Source organism: Aliiroseovarius sp. PTFE2010 (assembly GCF_049943335.1).
Classification (GTDB): Bacteria; Pseudomonadota; Alphaproteobacteria; order Rhodobacterales; family Rhodobacteraceae; genus JBNFVY01.
The window spans coordinates 1-341 of record NZ_JBNFVY010000053.1 but is presented as its reverse complement, the minus strand read 5'-3'; the positions used below and the strand labels follow the sequence as shown (position 1 = coordinate 341).

Annotated in this window: 1 protein-coding gene; it reads right to left on the bottom strand. The window is 68.3% G+C overall.

Annotated elements, in window-relative coordinates; translation table 11 throughout:
• Nucleotides 1–341 (bottom strand): acyclic terpene utilization AtuA family protein (locus ACP2AV_RS15745; RefSeq protein ID WP_426373712.1); only part of this gene is annotated, 341 nt, incomplete at both ends.

Below are 341 nucleotides of genomic sequence, written 5' to 3'. Positions count from 1 at the left end.
CAGCGCCCGGTGATCACGATGTCCGCCCCGCCGTCCAGGGCCGCCGCAATCGGGCGCGCCCCCAGATAGGCATTCATGCTCCAGATATCGTCAGGAAATGGCGCGCCCGAGAACATTTCGCTCTGCCCGCGGGCGCGGATCGCGTCGGCCTGCGCCGACAGATCGTCGCCCAGCACCACGCCGATGGACAGATCGATCCCCGCCTCGGCCGCCGCCTTGGCAAGCGCATCGCGGCAGCCGCGCGGATTGACCCCGCCGGCATTGGCCACAACCTTGATCCCCTTGGCCTTGATCTCAGGCAACCAGGGCACCAGCGCCTTGACGAAATCCGGCGCATAGCC